The sequence below is a fragment of the Amycolatopsis bullii genome (assembly GCF_014654205.1).
In the GTDB taxonomy this organism is placed as follows: domain Bacteria; phylum Actinomycetota; class Actinomycetes; order Mycobacteriales; family Pseudonocardiaceae; genus Amycolatopsis; species Amycolatopsis plumensis.
Window position 1 is genome coordinate 136,462 of sequence record NZ_BNAW01000014.1, and the last position, 17,333, is coordinate 153,794.

A 17,333-nucleotide genomic window follows, 5' to 3' on the forward strand; every position below is an offset into this window, starting at 1 on the left:
CCGGCGCGGTGCCGATGGGGCCCCGGGCCCCGGCAATGATCAACTGAGAGGACGGAACGTGACCTCCGACAACGGCACAGCAGCCGGTCACGACCTGACCGAGCTTTCCGACGAGCAGGTGCACGCGGCACTCGGTGACGAAGAGTCCGCCCACCTCGAGCCCGTCGACGTGTCGGACTCCGAGGTCGACGACGACGCTGCCGCTACCGGCGACGACGACGCTTCCGCCGACGACGTGATCGACGAGACCGGCGCCGAGCCGGCCGCGGACGACGAGGACCCGGTCGCCAAGCTGCGCGCCGAGCTGCTCGCCGCGCCCGGCGACTGGTACGTCGTGCACTCCTACGCCGGGTACGAGAACAAGGTGAAGACCAACCTCGAGACCCGCACGCAGACCCTGGACGTCGAGGACTACATCTTCCAGATCGAGGTCCCGACCGAAGAGGTCACCGAGATCAAGAACGGCCAGCGCAAGCAGGTGCAGCGCAAGGTGCTGCCCGGCTACATCCTGGTCCGGATGGACCTCAACGACGCCTCGTGGAGCGCGGTGCGCAACACGCCGGGTGTCACCGGGTTCGTCGGCGCCACCTCGCGGCCGTCGCCGCTGACCGTGGACGAGGTGCTGAAGTTCCTCGCGCCGCAGGTCGAGAAGGAAGCCCCGGCCAAGGCCAGCAAGGGCGAGGCCGCCGCGGCCGCGCCGCTCGGCGGCCCGGCCGTCGAGGTCGACTTCGAGGTCGGCGAGTCGGTCACGGTCATGGACGGCCCGTTCGCGACGCTGCCGGCCACGATCTCCGAGGTCAACGTCGACGGGCAGAAGCTGAAGGTCCTGGTGTCGATCTTCGGCCGGGAGACCCCGGTCGAGCTGTCGTTCAACCAGGTCTCCAAGATCTGACGGCCGGCCGTTCCGGCCGCAGTCCCCGTGTCCACGGCAGGTACGCGGGGAACGTAGTACAGGACAGGAAAAGAAATGCCACCCAAGAAGAAGAAGCTTGCGGCGATCATCAAGCTGCAGATCAAGGCGGGTGCGGCCAACCCCGCGCCGCCGGTCGGCCCCGCGCTGGGTCAGCACGGCGTCAACATCATGGAGTTCTGCAAGGCCTACAACGCCGCGACCGAGTCGCAGCGCGGGGACGTCGTCCCGGTCGAGATCTCCGTGTACGAGGACCGGTCGTTCGACTTCAAGCTGAAGACGCCGCCGGCCGCGAAGCTGCTGCTGAAGGCCGCGGGCGTGGAGAAGGGCTCCGGCGAGCCGCACAAGACCAAGGTCGCCAAGGTCACCTGGGACCAGGTCCGCGAGATCGCCAAGACCAAGGAGACCGACCTCAACGCGCACGACATCGACCAGGCCGCGAAGATCATCGCCGGCACTGCTCGTTCGATGGGCATCACGGTCGTCGACGCCTGATTTCCTGAAGTACCCGTGGGAGAGCCAGGGCTGGCTCGTCACCACACTGATCCGTTGAATTGAGGAACAGCAGACATGCCCAAGCACAGCAAGGCTTACCGCCAGGCTGCGGAGCTCATCGACAAGGCGCGCCTGTACGCGCCGCTCGAGGCCGCGAAGCTGGCGAAGGAGACGTCCAAGACCAAGATGGACGCGACCGTCGAGGTCGCGATGCGTCTCGGTGTGGACCCCCGCAAGGCTGACCAGATGGTCCGCGGCACCGTGAACCTGCCGCACGGCACCGGTAAGACCGCCCGCGTCATCGTCTTCGCCGTCGGCGACAAGGCCGCCGAGGCCGAAGCCGCCGGCGCGGACGCGGTCGGCACCGACGAACTGATCGAGCGCATCCAGGGTGGCTGGCTCGACTTCGACGCCGCGATCGCGACGCCGGACCAGATGGCCAAGGTGGGCCGCATCGCCCGCATCCTCGGCCCGCGTGGCCTGATGCCGAACCCGAAGACCGGCACGGTGACCCCCGCGGTCGAGAAGGCCGTGAAGGACATCAAGGGCGGTAAGATCAACTTCCGCGTCGACAAGCAGGCCAACCTGCACCTGGTGATCGGCAAGGCTTCCTTCGACACCGAGAAGCTGGTCGAGAACTACGCGGCCGCGCTGGACGAGATCCTCCGCGCCAAGCCGTCGTCGGCGAAGGGCCGCTACCTGAAGAAGGTCACCTTCACCACCACGATGGGCCCGGGCATCCCGGTCGACCCGCTGCGGACCCGCAACCTCCTCTCCGAGGAAGCTGCGGTCTGAGTCTGAGATCACCAGAAAGGGCGTCTCCGCAAGCTGCGGGGGCGCCCTTTCTTCGTGTCTTATTGACGACATGCCGACTTTCGCGTCGTTCGACGGGCTCCGGTTGCACTACACGGTGTGGGAGGGCGACGGCGCCCACCGCCCGGTCCTGCTGCAGCACGGTTTCGCCGCGGACACGAACGCGAACTGGATCTCCACCGGCGTCGTCGCGGCGCTGCGGTCGGCGGGCTTCACGGTGATTTCGCTGGACGCCCGTGGCCACGGCCGGTCCGAAAAGCCGCACGACGAGTCCCGCTACACCGAGGACGCGATGGCCCGGGACGTCTCGGCGTTGCTCGACGAGCTGCGCCTCGACGAGGTGTCGATGGTCGGCTACTCGATGGGCGCGATCATCGCCCTGACGGCGACGGCGGCGGACAAGCGCATCCGCTGCCTGGCCACGGGCGGCGTCGGTTCGGGCATCGTCGACTTCGGCGGCGTCGACCTGCGCGTGGTGAAACCGGCGGACATCGCTTCGGCCCTGCTGGCGGAGGACCCGGCGCTGGTCCCGCCATCGGGAGTCCCGTTCCGCCTCTTGGCCGACGCCACGGGCGGCGACCGGCGCGCGCTGGCGGCGGTGGCGCTGGCTTCGGCTTCGGGGGACGGGCACCTGGACCTGTCGTCGATCGGGGTGCCGACGCTGGTGCTGGCGGGCGAGCAGGACCAGCTGGCAGCCGAGCCGGAGCGACTGGCGGCGGCGATCGCGGGGGCGCGGTTGATGCGGATCCCTGGCGACCACATGACGGCGGTGATGTCACCGGCGTTCGCGGAGGCCCTGGTTTCGTTCCTGTCCGCTCCGCACCCGCGCTAGCGGCTCGTCGGCGTCGGCGCCGGGCAGGGCGTCGGCTCGTTGGTGTGCTCGACGATCAGCCATTGGCCCTTCGGCACCTTCGCCACGGTGAACGCGCCCAGCGCCGGGCCGCCGACGATGCCGAACTGGCACGAGCTGATCGTGAACCGGTCACCCGGGATCGGCTCCGAGACGTACGAGGGCATCGATTCGGCGTACTTGTTCTTGTTGGTGACCTGGCGGTTCAGCTCGTGCACCGCGACCTGGCAGTCCGCGTAGCCCAGGTCCTGGGCGAACTTCTGCTGGATCGGCTCGTCCATCCGCCCGCACGCCTGCGGGACGAGGTTCTGCGCGATGGCGTCGTAGACCTCGCGGACGGCTTCGTACGGACTGGTCGAGAGGATGTGGTTGGTCTGGTACTTCCCGCCGCCCTCCTGGGCGAGCTGGGCGGAGGACTTGCCCGAGTCGTTCGGGAAGAAGTGGTTGTACAGCCAGGTTCCCGCGACGCCGAGGATGACCAGCGCCAGCACCCAGGCGAGGACCTTCTTGCCGAGCCACGTCACCCACTTCGGAGCGCGACGGCTCTCGGTGGGGACCAGCTGGTAGCCCGGCGGGATCATCGGCGGCTGGGCGGCCGGCTGGGACGGCGGCGCCTGGACGACGCCGGCGTCCGGCGGGGGTGCCGGCTGGGTGCCCTGCTGGGCCTGGGTGAACCGCAGGTAGTCCTGGAACTGCTGGAACTGGCGGAACTGCTCCAGCTCCGCCGGGTCGACCGGCGGCTGCGCCCCGCCCGGCGGCGCGGGCGCGTTCGAGCCCGCCGGTTCGATTTCCGAGCCCGGCTTTCCGTCATCGCGCTGCTCCGCCACGTGACCATGATGCCCCACTCCACCGCGGAGGTGGGGGTCGGAGAAGGCATGTCGACTTGACAAGGTATTCTCGATGACGGTTCTACCGAAGACCGCTGGTTTTCCCCGCCAACACGGGGAACGAAGGTCCCGCATCACGCCGGGCGGCCCGCGCAGGAGGAACGAGGCCGGGCACCCGAGTGCCCGAAGACGCCCCGCGCCTGCTTGCGCGAGGGCGTTTCGTCGTCTGAGGGGCTCCTCGAACAGCCAGTGGAAACACTAGCCAAGAGAGGAGGCGACCATGGCGAAGCCCGACAAGGTGGCGGCCGTCGCCGAGATCGCGGAGAGCTTCCGCACCAGCTCGGCCACCGTCGTTACCCAGTACACCGGCCTCTCCGTGTCCCAGCTGTCCCAGCTGCGCCGCGCTCTCGGCACCAGTGCCAAGTACCGGGTCGCGAAGAACACCCTGGTCAAGCGGGCGGCCGAGGACGCCGGCATCCAGGGTCTCGAGGACCTGTTCGTCGGCGCGACCGCCATCGCCTTCGTCGAGGGTGAAGCGGTCGACGCCGCCAAGGCGCTTCGCGACTTCGCGAAGGACAACAACGCGCTTGTGATCAAGGGCGGCTACATGGACGGCAAGCCGCTGTCCGTGGACGAGATCAACCGGATCGCCGATCTCGACAGCCGTGAGGTCCTGCTCGCCAAGGCGGCGGGCGCGTTCAAGGCGAAGCTGTCCCAGGCCGCCGCGCTGTTCCAGGCGCCGGCGTCCCAGGTCGCCCGCCTGGCTGCCGCGCTGGAGGAGAAGCAGCGCAACGCCGCCGGTACCGAAGCAGCCGAAGCACCCGCCGAGAGCTGAACCACCCCCACCCCGAACGCCTAGTTCGTTTTTTCTGAGAGGAAGCCATCATGGCGAAGCTGAGCACCGCCGAGCTGATCGACGCCTTCAAGGAGCTGACCCTCCTCGAGCTGTCCGAGTTCGTGAAGGAGTTCGAGGAGACCTTCGACGTCACCGCCGCCGCGCCGGTCGCCGTCGCCGCTGCCGCTCCGGGTGCCGCCCCGGCCGCCGCCGCCGAGGAGCAGGACGAGTTCGACGTCATCCTCGAGGGCGCCGGCGACAAGAAGATCCAGGTCATCAAGGTCGTCCGCGAGGTCGTCTCGGGCCTGGGCCTGAAGGAGGCCAAGGAGCTGGTCGAGGCCGCTCCCAAGGCCCTCCTGGAGAAGGTCGACAAGGAGGCCGCCGAGGCCGCCAAGGAGAAGCTCGAGGCCGCGGGCGCCAAGATCTCCATCAAGTGATTTCCGGCGCGCAAGCGCCTACGCTCCACCTCGCGAAAGGGCGGGCATCCACTGCGGATGTCCGCCCTTTCCGCGTCTACGACTTCCTGAGCTGGGCGCCTCCGGGAACCCCTAGGAGCGGTGTCCGGATCTCCCCGGGGTCCCTAAATCGTGGTTCCGGGGCCGCTCGGACCTGCGCAGTTGCCCCGAATGGGCTACCGTGCTGCCCATTGGCGATCACGGCGGGGTGACGATGGGTCCGGGGCTGGCCAGAAAAGAAAACTGGTGAGTAACCTGTTCGCACTCAGCTCGTTGCACCTGGTTGACGCGGGTTCGTGGGCGCCACAGGCCCACACTCGCCGCCGGCGTGGGTGGCAGGGTGTGGCAGCGGGCGCAATGACGCGGAACAGCTCCTGGAGGTGCGATGGGTGCCGAGGTGGTCATCGAAGGTCTGACGAAGTCCTTCGGTAGGCAGACCATCTGGCGGGACGTCACGTTGACGCTCCCCCCGGGCGAAGTGTCGGCCATGCTCGGCCCGTCAGGGACCGGCAAGTCGGTTTTCCTCAAGTCGATGATCGGGCTGCTCAAGCCCGACCGCGGCCGCTGCGTGATCAACGGTGTCGACATCGTCACCTGCTCCGAGCACAAGCTCTACGAGATCCGGAAGCTCTTCGGCGTCCTCTTCCAGGACGGCGCCCTGTTCGGCTCGATGAACCTCTACGACAACGTCGCCTTCCCGCTGCGCGAGCACACGAAGAAATCCGAGACGGAAATCCGCCGGATCGTCCTCGAAAAGCTCGACATGACCGGTCTGAACGGCGCCGACAAGAAGCTGCCCGGTGAGATCTCCGGCGGTATGCGCAAGCGCGCCGGCCTGGCCCGCGCCCTGGTGCTCGACCCCGAGATCATCCTGGTCGACGAGCCGGACTCGGGCCTCGACCCGGTCCGCACCACCTACATCTCGCAGCTGTTCCTCGACGTCAACGCGCAGATCGACGCGACCTTCCTGATCGTCACGCACAACATCAACCTGGCCCGCACGGTGCCGGACAACCTGGGCATGCTCTTCCGCAAGGAACTGGTCATGTTCGGCCCGCGCGAGGTGCTGCTGACCAGCGAAGAGCCGGTCGTCAAGCAGTTCCTCAACGGCAAGATGCAGGGCCCGATCGGCATGTCCGAGGAGAAGGACTCCGCCCAGATGGCCGCCGAGCAGGCGATGTTCGACGCCGGCCACCACGCGGGCGGGGTCGAGGACATCAGCGGGGTGCCGCCGCAGATGCAGACCACGCCGGGCGTGGCCACCCGGATGGGTGCCATCCGCCGCAAGGACCGGGTCATGGAGATCATGCACCGGCTGCCGCCGGCCGCGCAGGAAAGCATCATCGAGTCGCTGAGCCCCGAGGAGCAGCGCCGCTACGGCGTGCGGCCGCACCGCGGGCAGCCGCAGCAGGTGGGCGCGCGCCCGCAGGGTGACGGCGTCCCGAACCAGCACCACGGGCAGCTGCCCGCCGACCAGGTGGCCCGGATCCCGGGCGGCGGCCAGCCGCCGAGAACCGGCACGCACCGGATGCCACCGACGAACAACGGGCCAGGTGGCAGGTGAGCTCTCCCGCAACACAGGCGAAGATCCCCGGGATCGGCATGCTCCGCGAGACCGGGAACCTGTTCGCTCTCGGCCTGGACATCGTCCGCGGCCTGTTCCAGCGCCCGTTCCAGCTGCGGGAGTTCATCCAGCAGTCGTGGTTCATCGCGAGCGTGACGATCCTGCCGACGGCCCTGGTGGCCATCCCCTTCGGCGCCGTCATCTCGCTGCAGTTCGGCTCGCTCGCCCGCCAGCTGGGCGCGCAGTCCTACACCGGCGCGGGCTCCGTGCTCGCCACCGTGCAGCAGGCCAGTCCGCTGGTCACCGCGCTGCTGGTGGCGGGCGCGGGCGGCTCGGCCGTCTGCGCCGACATCGGCGCCCGGACCATCCGCGAAGAGATCGCCGCGATGGAGGTGCTCGGCGTCTCCGCGGTCCAGCGGCTGATCGTCCCGCGCACCCTCGCGATGATGCTGGTCGCGCTCCTGCTCAACGGCATGGTCAGCGTCATCGGCGTGCTCGGCGGCTACTTCTTCAACGTCGTGCTGCAGGGCGGGACGCCGGGCGCGTACCTGGCGAGCTTCTCCGCCCTCGCGCAGCTTCCCGACCTGTGGGTCGGTGAGATCAAGGCGCTGATCTTCGGGTTCATCGCCGCCGTCGTCGCGTCCTACCGGGGCCTCAACCCCTCCGGCGGCCCGAAGGGCGTCGGGGACGCGGTGAACCAGTCGGTGGTCATCACGTTCCTGCTGCTGTTCGTCGTGAACTTCGTGATCACCCTGATCTACCTGCAGATCGTGCCCGGAAAGCTGGACTAGCGCCATGACGTTCCTCCAGGGCGCGAAACGCGTCGTCAACCGACCCCTGCAGACGCTGGACACCCTCGGTGACCAGATGTCGTTCTACGGCCGCGCGCTGCTGTGGACCCCGCGGACCATCCGCCGCTACACCAAAGAGGTCCTCCGGCTGCTGGCCGAGGTGAGCTTCGGCTCCGGCTCCCTCGCCGTCATCGGCGGCACGGTCGGCGTGATGGTCGGCCTGACGCTGTTCACCGGTGTCCTCGTCGGCCTCCAGGGCTACTCGGCGCTGAACTCGATCGGGACGTCGGCCTTCACCGGCTTCCTGACCGCGTTCTTCAACACCCGCGAGATCGCCCCGCTGGTCGCCGGCCTCGCCCTGAGCGCCACCGTCGGGGCCGGGTTCACCGCGCAGCTGGGCGCGATGCGGATCTCCGAGGAGATCGACGCACTGGAAGTCATGGGTGTGCCGAGCCTGCCGTACCTGGTGACGACGCGGATCATCGCCGGGTTCGTCGCGGTCATCCCGCTCTACATCATCGGCCTGCTGAGTTCCTACCTCGCGTCGAGACTGGTCGTCATCTACATCTACGGCCAGTCAGCGGGCACGTACGACCATTACTTCGACCTGTTCCTGCCACCGCAGGACGTGCTCTATTCGTTCATCAAGGTGCTGCTGTTCAGCGTCCTGATCATCCTGTCGCACTGCTACTTCGGGTACCGGGCGACCGGTGGCCCGGCCGGTGTCGGCGTCGCGGTCGGCAAGGCCGTCCGGCTGTCCATCGTCACGGTGTCGATCATGAACTTCTTCATCGGGTTCGCCATCTGGGGAACCGACGTCACGGTAAGGATCGCGGGATGAGGACGCTCCGACGCAGGCTGCTCGGCCTGCTGCTCATCGCCGTGATGGTCGGCGGGGTGGCGCTGTCCATCGCGCTCTACGACAAGGCGTTCACGCCGGTCGTCACGGTCAAGCTGCAGGCCGACAAGATCGGCAACCAGCTGATCAAGCAGTCCGACGTCAAGGTGCGCGGCCTGATCGTCGGGTCCGTCCAGGACATCGTCGCCACCGACAAGGGCGCCGAGCTCACGCTCGCGCTCAAGCCCGAGTCGGCGAAGCTGATCCCGGAGAACGTCTCGGCGCGGTTCCTGCCCAAGACGCTCTTCGGCGAGCGGTTCGTGTCGCTGGAGATCCCGAAGGACCCCTCGGCGAAGACCCTTTCCACCGGTGACGTCATCCCGCAGGACCGCACGTCGAACGCGGTCGAGCTGGAGCAGGCGTTCTCCCACCTGATGCCGGTGCTGCAGGCGGTCCAGCCGCAGAAGCTTTCGGCGACGCTCACCGCGATCTCGACGGCGCTGCAGGGCCGCGGCGACCAGCTCGGCGACACGCTCTCGCAGCTGGGCACCTACATCGGCGAGCTGAACCCGCACGAGCCGGAGCTGCAGCACAACCTCAAGGCGCTCGCGGAGTTCTCCGACCACCTGAAGGACGCCGCCCCGGACCTGGTGCAGAGCCTGGACAACCTGAGCACGACGACCCGGACCGTGGTCGACGAGCGGCAGCACCTGTCGGACCTCTACGGCAGCCTGACCCAGGCCTCGGTGGACCTGCAGACGTTCCTGCAGAACAACAAGGACAACATCATCTCCCTCGTCGACACCGCCCGGCCGACGGCCGAACTGCTGGCGAAGTACGCGCCGGAGTACCCCTGCGTGATCTCCCAGATGGCACAGAACGTGCCGCTGATCGACCAGGCGCTGGGCAAGGGCACCAACCAGCCCGGCCTGCACGCGACCATCGAGATCATCGTGCCGCGCGCGCCCTACCAGGCCGGCAAGGAAGAGCCTCGGTTCGACGACAAGCGCGGTCCGCGCTGCTACGACATCAAGGACATCCCCAAGCCGTTCCCGTCCGAGCCGCCGGACGGCGCGTTCAAGGACGGCACGCTGCACCAGGCCGCGCCGAAGAGCGTCGGCGAGGGCCTCAACCCGGCCAAGTTCAAGGCCGACGCGGCCGGCAACGGCGGCAGCGGGGGTGATCTGGCGTACTCGACGGCGGAGCAGGGCTTCCTGGCCGACCTGCTCGGCCCGCAGCTGGGCATGAACGCCGCCGACGTCCCGGGCTGGAGCTCGCTGCTCGTCGGCCCGCTGTACCGGGGTGCGGAGGTGACGGTCAAGTGAGGGGCCTGCTCGCGCCGCTGATCAAGCTCGGCATCTTCGTGGTCGTCACCGTGCTGTTCACGACGATCCTCGGGATCAGCATCGCCAACATCAACACCACCAGCACCAACGCCTACAAGGCGCGCTTCACCGACGCGACGCTGCTGCTGCCCAACGACGACGTCCGCATCGCCGGCGTCCGGGTCGGGCAGGTCAAGGACGTCAAGATCGTCGACAAGCGCCAGGCCGAGGTCGAGTTCGAAGTCGACGCCGGGCGGACGCTGCCCGCCGGGGTGACCGCGCAGATCAAGTTCCGCAACCTGGTCGGCCAGCGCTACGTCTCCCTCGGCGAGGGCGAGAACTCCGGCGGCAAGACCCTGGCCCCCGGCGGCACCATCCCGCTGGAGCGGACCACGCCGGCGCTGGACCTGACCGAGCTGTTCAACGGCTTCAAGCCGCTGTTCACCGCGCTCAACCCCGAGGACGTCAACAAGCTGTCCTACGAGGTCATCCAGGTCCTGCAGGGCGAAGGCGGCACCGTGGAGAGCCTGCTCTCGCACACGGCCTCGCTGGCCACCACGATCGCCGACAAGGACCAGGTGATCGGCGAGGTCATCGACAACCTCAACTCGGTGCTCGACACGGTCAACGCGCACACCCCGCAGCTCAACGACCTGATCGTGAAGCTGCAGCAGCTGGTGTCCGGGCTGGCCGCCGACCGCAAGCCGATCGGCGACGCGATCGAGAGCCTCGGCAACCTGGCCGAGACGACGTCCGGCCTGCTCGGCGAGGTGCGCGAGCCGCTGAAGAACGACATCAGCGCGCTGGGGACCCTCACCCAGTCCCTGAACAAGAACGAGCCGGAGCTGGAGCACTTCATCCAGTTCCTGCCGACCAAGGTGAGCACGCTGACCCGCACCGCGGACTACGGCTCCTGGTTCAACTTCTACGCCTGCGAGTTCTCCGGGAGTGTCAGCTTGCCGCCCCTGATCAATGACGTGGCCCTCCCGTTGATCCCGGCCAACCGGGCGAGGTGCTCGGGATGAAGTCGTTCCAGAAGCGCAACCCCGTGCCGATCGCGCTGGTCGGGATCGTCGTGCTGGCGCTGGCGTTCACCGCCGCGCTCAACTCCGACGACCTGCCGGTGATCGGCGGCGGCACCACCTACAGCGCCGAGTTCAGCGAGGCCTCCGGGCTGCAGAAGGACAACGACGTCCGGATCGCCGGGGTCAAGGTCGGCAAGGTCAGCGACATCGAGCTCGACGGCGCGTCGGTGAAGGTGTCCTTCAAGGTCAAGGACGCCTGGCTGGGCGACCGGACCAGCGCGGCGATCAAGATCAAGACGCTGCTCGGGCAGAAGTACCTGTCGCTGGACCCGCAGGGCGAGAACGCCCTGAACCCGGGCACCGGCATCCCGCGGGACCGCACGATGGCGCCCTACGACGTGCTCGACGCCTTCCGCGGGCTGTCCCAGACCGTCGACAACATCGACACGAAGCAGCTGGCGCAGAGCTTCGACACGATCTCGCAGACCTTCGCCAACACCCCGGAGGACGTGCGGGGCGCGCTGTCCGGGCTGTCGAAGCTGTCGGACACGATCGCCTCCCGCGACCAGCAGCTGTCGAACCTGCTGGCCAACACGCGCGAGGTGTCGCAGACGCTGGTCGACCGCGACGCCGAGGTGCAGAAGCTGCTGACCGACGGCAACGACCTGCTCGCCGAGCTGGCCAAGCGCGAGGACGCGATCACCGCGCTGCTCAACGGCTCCCGCGAGCTGGCCACCCAGCTGCAGGGCCTGATCGACGACAACTCCCAGCAGCTCGACCCGGTGCTGACCCAGCTCGACCAGCTGACGTCGATGCTGCAGCGCAACCAGGACTCCCTGGCCGAGGGCCTCAAGAAGTTCGCGCCCTTCATCCGGGTCTTCACCAACACCATCGGCAACGGCCGCTGGTTCGACAACTACATCTGCGGCCTGCTGCTGCCGTCGTTCGGCCCGATCAACGAAGAGGGGTGCTACACGAAATGAGTGACACCCGCTTCGGCCAAGCCCTGACCCGGGGCTTCACCATCGCGATCGTCCTCGCGCTCGTCGTCGCCGGCGGGATCTGGTGGACCCTCAAGGACGCCGGCCGCAACCACCTGACCGCGTACTTCGCCGGGGCCGTCGGCCTGTACGAGGGCAACAGCGTGCGGATGCTCGGCGTCGACATGGGCACGGTCACCAAGATCACGCCGATGGGCAACCAGGTGAAGGTCGACTTCGAGTACGACCGCTCGGTCGCCGTCCCGGCCGACGCCAAGGCGCTCATCGTGGCGCCCTCGCTCGTGTCCGACCGGTACGTCCAGCTCGCCCCGGCCTACACCGGCGGCCCGCGGATCTCCGACGGCGCGGTCATCGGCCTCGACCGCACCGAGGTGCCCCTGGAGGTCGACCAGCTGGCCTCGAGCCTGGCCCGGGTCAGCGAGACCCTCGGCCCGAACGGCGCCAACAAGTCCGGGTCGCTGTCGAACCTGCTGAACACCGCGGCGGCCAACGTCGACGGCAACGGCCAGGCCCTGCACGACACGATCACCAAGCTCGGCCAGGCGGCCGGCACCCTGTCGGGCAACAAGGACGACCTGTTCTCCACGGTCGAGAACCTCGGCAAGTTCTCGCAGACGCTGGCCGACTCCGACAAGCAGGTGCGCACCTTCGAGAGCCAGCTGGCCGACGTCAGCGGCTACCTGGCGTCGGAAAAGGACAACCTGGCCGCGACCGTGCAGCAGCTGGGCACCACGCTGACCTCGGTGCAGGCGTTCATCGACGCCAACCACGACCGGCTCAAGTCCAATGTGGACAAGCTGGCCGGCATCACCAAGGTGCTCGTCGACCAGCGCAGCTCGCTCGCCGAGATCCTCGACGTCGCCCCGGTCGGCCTGAGCAACCTGGTCAACACCTACAACGGCGCGGCGGGCACGCTCGACGCCCGGCCGAACCTCAACGAGCTGACCCAGCCGCCGCTGGTGATGATCTGCCGTCTCCTCAAGCAGGTCGGCACCAACAGCATCCCGGACGTGCTCGGCAACGCCTGCGAGAGCATCGCCGGTGTGGTCGACAAGGTGATCCCGCTGCCGTCCGTGGCGCAGACCGTGCAGGCCCTGCAGTCCGGCCAGCTGCCGCCGCTGCCCCTGCCCATCGCCGGGCAGCTCTACGGAGGTGGCCAGTGAAGAAGCTCCTGACTGTCGGGGCACTGGCCACGGCGTCCGCGCTGGTGCTCTCCGGGTGCGCCTTCAAGGGCATCTACGACCTGCCGCTGCCCGGGGGCGCCGACCTCGGCGACCACCCGTACACGGTGAACGTCGAGTTCCGGGACGTGCTCGACCTGACCCCGCAGGCCGGGGTGAAGGTCGACGAGGTGCCGGTCGGCCGGGTCGAGAACGTCGGGCTCACCAAGGACGGCTGGCACGCGCTGGTCACGCTGCGGGTCAACGGCGACATCAAGCTGCCGGCCAACGCGATCGCCAACGTCAAGCAGTCCAGCCTGCTCGGGGAGAAGTACGTCGAGCTGGCTTCGCCGGGTGACGACCAGGCCCGGGGCAAGCTCGCCGACAACGCGACCATCCCGCTGGCCCGCACGAACCGCAGCGTCGAGGTCGAAGAGCTGCTCGGGGCGCTGTCCCTGCTGCTCAACGGCGGGGGGATCGACCAGCTCAACACCATCACCAAGGAGCTCAACAACGCCACCTCCGGCCGCGAGCCGGACATCAAGGCGCTGCTGGACAACGCGAACCAGCTGGTGACGAACCTCGACAAGCAGTCGAAGAACATCACCCGGGCCATCGACGGGCTGAACCGGCTCTCCTCGACCCTCAACGACCAGAAGGACAAGCTGGTCGGCGCGGTCGACAACCTCGGGCCCGGGCTCGGCGTGCTGGAGCAGCAGCGGGGCCAGCTGGTCACCATGCTGCAGGCGCTGGACAACCTCTCCGGCGTCGCGACCGACACGGTGAACAAGTCGCAGAAGGACCTCGTCGCCGACCTCAAGGCGCTGACGCCGACGCTGCAGAAGCTCGGCGAGGCGGGCAACGACCTGCCGCAGGCCCTGCAGCTGCTGCTGACGTTCCCGTTCAGCGACCAGGCCGTCAACGGCGTCAAGGGCGACTACTTCAACCTGTTCGCGAAGGTGGACCTGAACCTGAAGACGATCGTCGACAACCTGGGCAACAGCCGGCAGAACGCGCTGGCCGGGCAGCTGCCGCTGGCCGGGCTGACCGGCGGGGTCCAGGGCACGCCGGCCAACCAGCCGCCGCCGCTGCCGATCCCCGGCGCCGGCCAGCAGTCCGCCCAGTCCAAGCCGGGCCTGGGCAACCTCTTCGGGCTCCTGTCGGGAGGTGCGGGCTGATGCTGATCCGCCGGACGAAGATCCAGCTGATCGCCTTCGCGGTCATCTCCGTCGTCGCGATCGTGTACGCGCTGATCCGGTTCGCCGGGCTCGGCAGCGTGTTCGGCAACGACGGCTACACGGTGAAACTGCAGCTCAGCGAGTCGGGCGGCATCTTCACCAACGCCGAAGTCACCTACCGCGGCTATAACATCGGCCGGGTCGGCGAGATGCGGCTCACCCCGACCGGGCTCGAGGCCGACCTGAACATCGACCCGTCGGCGCCGAAGGTGCCGGCGGACCTCGACGCCGTCGTGGCCAACCGGTCGGCGGTCGGCGAGCAGTACGTCGACCTGCGGCCCAAGGCGGACCAGGGCCCGTACCTGGCGGCCGGTTCGGTGATCCCGGCGGCGAAGACGACCACCCCGGTCAGCACCGAGCGGCTGATCGGCGACCTCGACTCGCTCGCCGCGTCGGTCCCGGTCGACTCGCTGCGCACGGTCGTCGACGAGTCCTACGACGCCTTCCGCGGCACCGGCGGCGACCTGCAGAAGCTGCTGGACACCGCGCGCAGCTTCACCGCGACCGCGCAGGAGTACCTGCCGCAGACGATCCAGCTGCTGGACGCGGGCGGCCAGGTGCTGGACACGCAGAACGCCGAGGCGGCGAACTTCGCGTCGTTCAGCAAGAGCCTCAACGAGCTCACCGGCACGCTGAAGAACTCCGACGGCGACCTGCGCAAGCTGATCGGCATCACGCCGCAGGTGGCCGCCCAGGTCAGCCAGGTGCTGGCCGAGTCCGGCCCCGGCTTGGGCGCGCTGACGGCGAACCTGCTCACCACGGCCAACCTGACCGTGACCCGGCTCGACGGGATCGAGCAGGGCCTGGTCACGTACCCGGCGCTGGCCGGCGCGGTCAGCAGCGTCGCGCCCGGCGACGGCACCGCGCACCTCGGCCTGGTGCTCAACCTGTTCAACCCGCCGTCCTGCACGAAGGGGTACATCCCGTACTCGCAGTTCCGCACCGGCAACGACCTGACCCCGAGGCCGGCGAAGGAAGACGCGTACTGTGCCGAACCGAAGGGCAGCCCGATCAACGTCCGCGGGGCGCAGAACGCGCCGTACGGCGGGGTGCCGGTCGCGCCGTCGGACAGCGACGTCGCGGCCAACGCGAACCGGCCGGCCGAAGAGCTGGCCGAGGAGCGGAACACCCGGGGCGTTCCGGGCATCGTCGGCAGCCCCGGCGTCAGCCTGAACAGCCTGGGCTCGCTGCTCGGCCTGTCCTGACGTGGATTTGATGACCGTTACCTACTCTGGAGTGTCATGAGCACGGAGGAGCCGGCCGCCACGGCGGTGGAGGACGAGGAGTCCGCGACGCCGTCGAAGGACCCCGCGCGGACCCTGGTGCTCGGCGCCGGCGCGCTGGCGCTGGCCGCCCTGATCGCCGCGGCGTTCTTCGGGATCCAGTGGTGGGCGGCCGCGGCCGACGACAACGCCGGGCTGGCGGCCTCGCGCGAGGCCGTGGTCAAGGCGGGCACCAACGCGCTGAAGGCCTACACCGAGGTCGACTACACCGACCTCGACGGCTTCTTCGCCCGGCAGAAGGCGGTGTCGGACGACAAGATGTCGCAGCAGATCGACCAGTCGGCGCCGACGTTCCGCAAGGCGCTCTCCGACGCCAAGACGAAGGTCACCACCGACGTCCAGGACATCGCCGTCGAGGAACTGGACGACCACGAAGGCAAGGCGAGCTTCCTCGCCGCCATCGCCACGACCGTCACCCAGGGGGACAAGAGCAGCGCGAAGCCGTTGCGCCTCGAAGTCTCGATGACCCGGGTGGGCGAGGAATGGAAGCTGTCCGGCATCGACAGCGTCCCGCTCGTCGCGGCCGGCCAGTAGTACAGAAGGAGCCTGTAGTGCCCCCCTCCCGCCGCCAGCCGCCGCGCAGCACCCCGACGCCGTCGCGGCGTCCCCGCGTGGCCGGCCTGCGCAAGCCCTCGGTGGACGAGTCCGCCGCCGAGCGGACCGGCCAGCAGCCCGCCGTCCCGCCCGCCGAGCCGCGCAAGCCGCGGCCGAGGCCGGCGCCGCGCCCGGTGCCCCGGCCTGCCCCGGAGCCGGTGGAGTCCACCAGCGGGCAGCTCGACACCGCGCCGGCCGAGGACACGCAGGTGTTCGCGGCGGTCGAGACCGAGCCCCGGGTCGACGCGCTCACCGGGGAGCCGGCCGCCGACGAGGAGGTCGCGGAGCGGCCGGCGCCGCGGCGGAAGAAGCGGGACACCGGGATCGCGAAGCCGACCGAGGAGTCCGAGGTCCCGGTCACCGAGGGCGAGTCCGCCGCGGCTGCGGGCCCGAAGGTGCCGAAGCCGTACCTGGTGGCGGGCGCGCTGGTGCTGGTCGCGCTGGTCCTGGGCGGGCTGGCGTTCTGGTTCAAGTCCGAGGAGGTCAAGGTCTCCTCGGCGACGAGCAACACGGCGCTGCTGGACGTGGCGAAGACGGCCCAGGTCAAGGACGCGGTGTCGAAGGCGGCCGAGGCGCTGTTCTCCTACGACTTCAACAACATCAAGAAGACCGAGGACGCGGCGAACGACCTGCTCGCCAACGACGACGTCAAGAACAAGTACAACTCGCTGATGGGCGAGGTGAAGCGGCTCGCGCCGCAGCAGAAGATGATCGTGACGTGCAAGGTGACGCGCGCGGCGGTGATCATGCTCAACGGCGACCTGGCGAAGGTGATGGTCTTCGTCGACCAGACCTCGACCCGCACGGACACGAAGAAGACGACCGCGGGCACGGCCCAGCTCCACCTGAACGCCCAGCTCCAGGGCGACAAGTGGAAGATCACCGACATGGACACCTACAACGCCCCGAAGGTCCCGGCGGCGTCGCAGGCCCCGTCGCAGGCGCCTTCCTCGGCGCCGGCTTCCCCCTCGCCGACCAAGTAGCTCGCAAGACGCGGCGGGGGCTGTCGCCGGACGCAGTGAATGACTCATTCCTGGCATCGGACGTCAGGAATGAGTCATTCCTGACGTCCGAACCCGCCGCCGCTCCGGTGCGCCTGACGGGAGGCGTGGCGGGCCACCAGGCGGCTCTGAGCGGTCGGCACCGAGTCGTGGCGGAAGGCCCTCACAGGCCGCCCGCAAGCGCTCTCTCGCGCCCGAACCGGCCCTCCCCGGACACCGGATCCGCAAAACCCGTTCTTCGACACGCCCGGCCCCCATCCGGCCCGGTGGCCTTCGCCATACCTCCACCGGCCCCGGGAAACCCCAGGTAGAGCCGCCAAGGTGGCGT

18 protein-coding genes are annotated in these 17,333 nt (G+C 68.9%); 17 read left to right on the top strand and 1 reads right to left on the bottom strand.

The window, feature by feature from the left end; genetic code table 11:
* Positions 1 to 58: 58 nt before the first annotated feature.
* From nusG to IE317_RS18455, 4 genes are all read left to right on the top strand, one after another.
* Positions 59 to 892 carry a transcription termination/antitermination protein NusG gene (gene nusG / locus IE317_RS18440; protein ID WP_191311616.1) on the top strand — a complete coding sequence of 278 codons (834 nt, stop codon included), beginning with the start codon at positions 59 to 61 and terminating at the stop codon, positions 890 to 892.
* Positions 893 to 967: 75 nt separating this feature from the next.
* Positions 968 to 1,405 (top strand): 50S ribosomal protein L11, encoded by a 438-nt coding sequence (rplK, locus tag IE317_RS18445; RefSeq protein ID WP_043781763.1) that lies wholly within the window; start codon positions 968 to 970, stop codon positions 1,403 to 1,405.
* A 75-nt stretch (positions 1,406 to 1,480) separates the two neighbouring features.
* On the top strand, positions 1,481 to 2,200 hold the full coding sequence (rplA, locus tag IE317_RS18450; protein WP_191311618.1) for a 50S ribosomal protein L1: 720 nt from the start codon (positions 1,481 to 1,483) through the stop codon (positions 2,198 to 2,200).
* 70 nt (positions 2,201 to 2,270) lie between these two features.
* The gene (locus IE317_RS18455; RefSeq protein WP_191311620.1) at positions 2,271 to 3,050 is read left to right on the top strand and encodes an alpha/beta fold hydrolase; all 780 of its coding nucleotides are present in this window, start codon (positions 2,271 to 2,273) and stop codon (positions 3,048 to 3,050) included.
* On the opposite strand, the gene IE317_RS18460 is transcribed toward IE317_RS18455, so the two are convergent.
* Positions 3,047 to 3,895, bottom strand: coding sequence for a hypothetical protein (locus tag IE317_RS18460; protein WP_191311622.1), 849 nt, complete (start codon positions 3,893 to 3,895; stop codon positions 3,047 to 3,049). The genes IE317_RS18455 and IE317_RS18460 overlap by 4 nt on opposite strands.
* A 280-nt stretch (positions 3,896 to 4,175) precedes the next feature.
* Here IE317_RS18460 and rplJ point away from each other — a divergent pair, with 280 nt between their 5' ends.
* The 13 genes from rplJ (at position 4,176) to IE317_RS18525 (ending at position 16,987) form a co-directional block, all read left to right on the top strand.
* Entirely contained in the window at positions 4,176 to 4,730 is a 555-nt protein-coding gene (rplJ, locus tag IE317_RS18465) for a 50S ribosomal protein L10 (protein WP_191311624.1), read from the top strand.
* Between the two features lie 50 nt (positions 4,731 to 4,780).
* On the top strand, positions 4,781 to 5,167 hold the full coding sequence (rplL, locus tag IE317_RS18470) for a 50S ribosomal protein L7/L12 (RefSeq protein ID WP_191311627.1): 387 nt from the start codon (positions 4,781 to 4,783) through the stop codon (positions 5,165 to 5,167).
* Between the two features lie 403 nt (positions 5,168 to 5,570).
* Positions 5,571 to 6,749: an ABC transporter ATP-binding protein gene (locus IE317_RS18475; RefSeq protein WP_191311629.1), complete on the top strand. Its 1,179-nt coding sequence runs from the start codon at positions 5,571 to 5,573 to the stop codon at positions 6,747 to 6,749.
* A 38-nt stretch (positions 6,750 to 6,787) separates the two neighbouring features.
* Entirely contained in the window at positions 6,788 to 7,540 is a 753-nt protein-coding gene (locus tag IE317_RS18480) for an MlaE family ABC transporter permease (RefSeq protein WP_003060268.1), read from the top strand.
* 4 nt (positions 7,541 to 7,544) lie between these two features.
* Positions 7,545 to 8,381, top strand: coding sequence for an MlaE family ABC transporter permease (locus IE317_RS18485; RefSeq protein ID WP_191311632.1), 837 nt, complete (start codon positions 7,545 to 7,547; stop codon positions 8,379 to 8,381).
* Positions 8,378 to 9,703 (top strand): MCE family protein, encoded by a 1,326-nt coding sequence (locus IE317_RS18490; RefSeq protein ID WP_191311634.1) that lies wholly within the window; start codon positions 8,378 to 8,380, stop codon positions 9,701 to 9,703. The genes IE317_RS18485 and IE317_RS18490 overlap by 4 nt, the downstream gene beginning before the upstream one ends.
* Entirely contained in the window at positions 9,700 to 10,728 is a 1,029-nt protein-coding gene (locus tag IE317_RS18495) for an MCE family protein (protein WP_191311637.1), read from the top strand. Before IE317_RS18490 ends, IE317_RS18495 begins: the two co-directional genes overlap by 4 nt.
* Positions 10,725 to 11,711 (top strand): MCE family protein, encoded by a 987-nt coding sequence (locus tag IE317_RS18500; RefSeq protein WP_191311640.1) that lies wholly within the window; start codon positions 10,725 to 10,727, stop codon positions 11,709 to 11,711. Before IE317_RS18495 ends, IE317_RS18500 begins: the two co-directional genes overlap by 4 nt.
* Entirely contained in the window at positions 11,708 to 12,892 is a 1,185-nt protein-coding gene (locus tag IE317_RS18505) for an MCE family protein (protein ID WP_191311642.1), read from the top strand. The genes IE317_RS18500 and IE317_RS18505 overlap by 4 nt, the downstream gene beginning before the upstream one ends.
* Positions 12,889 to 14,067 (top strand): MCE family protein, encoded by a 1,179-nt coding sequence (locus IE317_RS18510; RefSeq protein WP_191311645.1) that lies wholly within the window; start codon positions 12,889 to 12,891, stop codon positions 14,065 to 14,067. Before IE317_RS18505 ends, IE317_RS18510 begins: the two co-directional genes overlap by 4 nt.
* Positions 14,067 to 15,332: an MCE family protein gene (locus tag IE317_RS18515; protein ID WP_191311648.1), complete on the top strand. Its 1,266-nt coding sequence runs from the start codon at positions 14,067 to 14,069 to the stop codon at positions 15,330 to 15,332. The genes IE317_RS18510 and IE317_RS18515 overlap by 1 nt, the downstream gene beginning before the upstream one ends.
* Before the next feature lie 36 nt (positions 15,333 to 15,368).
* Positions 15,369 to 15,944, top strand: coding sequence for a hypothetical protein (locus IE317_RS18520; protein WP_191311650.1), 576 nt, complete (start codon positions 15,369 to 15,371; stop codon positions 15,942 to 15,944).
* A 77-nt stretch (positions 15,945 to 16,021) separates the two neighbouring features.
* Positions 16,022 to 16,987, top strand: a complete 966-nt coding sequence (locus IE317_RS18525) for a hypothetical protein (RefSeq protein WP_191311684.1) — start codon at positions 16,022 to 16,024, stop codon at positions 16,985 to 16,987.
* Positions 16,988 to 17,333 lie beyond the last annotated feature (346 nt).

Excerpts from the sequence above, each read along its gene's own strand:
- rplJ (WP_191311624.1), top strand. The coding sequence starts at position 4,176 with ATGGCGAAGCCCGACAAGGTGGCGGCCGTCGCCGAGATCGCGGAGAGC.
- IE317_RS18485 (WP_191311632.1), top strand. The coding sequence starts at position 7,545 with ATGACGTTCCTCCAGGGCGCGAAACGCGTCGTCAACCGACCCCTGCAG.
- IE317_RS18500 (WP_191311640.1), top strand. The coding sequence starts at position 10,725 with ATGAAGTCGTTCCAGAAGCGCAACCCCGTGCCGATCGCGCTGGTCGGG.
- IE317_RS18505 (WP_191311642.1), top strand. The coding sequence starts at position 11,708 with ATGAGTGACACCCGCTTCGGCCAAGCCCTGACCCGGGGCTTCACCATC.
- IE317_RS18515 (WP_191311648.1), top strand. The coding sequence starts at position 14,067 with ATGCTGATCCGCCGGACGAAGATCCAGCTGATCGCCTTCGCGGTCATC.
- IE317_RS18480 (WP_003060268.1), top strand. The coding sequence starts at position 6,788 with ATGCTCCGCGAGACCGGGAACCTGTTCGCTCTCGGCCTGGACATCGTC.
- rplK (WP_043781763.1), top strand. The coding sequence starts at position 968 with ATGCCACCCAAGAAGAAGAAGCTTGCGGCGATCATCAAGCTGCAGATC.
- rplA (WP_191311618.1), top strand. The coding sequence starts at position 1,481 with ATGCCCAAGCACAGCAAGGCTTACCGCCAGGCTGCGGAGCTCATCGAC.
- IE317_RS18490 (WP_191311634.1), top strand. The coding sequence starts at position 8,378 with ATGAGGACGCTCCGACGCAGGCTGCTCGGCCTGCTGCTCATCGCCGTG.
- IE317_RS18475 (WP_191311629.1), top strand. The coding sequence starts at position 5,571 with ATGGGTGCCGAGGTGGTCATCGAAGGTCTGACGAAGTCCTTCGGTAGG.
- rplL (WP_191311627.1), top strand. The coding sequence starts at position 4,781 with ATGGCGAAGCTGAGCACCGCCGAGCTGATCGACGCCTTCAAGGAGCTG.
- IE317_RS18455 (WP_191311620.1), top strand. The coding sequence starts at position 2,271 with ATGCCGACTTTCGCGTCGTTCGACGGGCTCCGGTTGCACTACACGGTG.
- IE317_RS18520 (WP_191311650.1), top strand. The coding sequence starts at position 15,369 with ATGAGCACGGAGGAGCCGGCCGCCACGGCGGTGGAGGACGAGGAGTCC.